General features: G+C 45.3%; 1 protein-coding gene. It reads right to left on the reverse strand.

The annotated features are described in order from the left end of the window. Nucleotides 1-547 (reverse strand): thiolase family protein (locus GMD1S_RS08875; protein ID WP_000641900.1); only part of this gene is annotated, 547 nt, incomplete at both ends.

Consider the following 547-nt stretch of genomic DNA (forward strand, 5'->3'; position numbering starts at 1 on the left):
GATATTCATCTGTATCAAAAACGATAGGATCGCCTTTGCGTTGAGGAATGACAACTGGAATAATCTCTTCTTTAAAGCGGCCAGATTCTATAGCTGCAACTGCTCGTTTTTGTGACTCTAAAGCAAGAGCATCTTGCTCTTCTCGACTGATGCCATATTCTTCAGCCACATTCTCGGCTGTAATTCCCATATGGTATTCGTTAAAGGCATCAGACAAACCATCCTTAATCATGGTATCTACCACTTTCGAATCTCCCATACGACCACCCCAACGGAAACTTGGCAAAACGTATGGAGCCTGACTCATGTTTTCTGCACCACCAGCTACGATAATATCTGCATCGCCACATCGAATCGCTTGAGCAGCCAACTGCACGGCCTTCAAACCGGAACCACAAACCTTATTGATGGCAAAGGCTGGTGTAAATTCAGGGAGTCCTGCATGAACGCTCATTTGACGAGCTACGTTTTGACCTAAACCTGCGCCTAGGACATTCCCCATAATCACTTCGTCTACCTGCTCTGGTTTGACATTGGCTTTTTCCAA

It is taken from the genome of Streptococcus sp. GMD1S (assembly GCF_000296875.1).
Lineage (GTDB): Bacteria > Bacillota > Bacilli > Lactobacillales > Streptococcaceae > Streptococcus.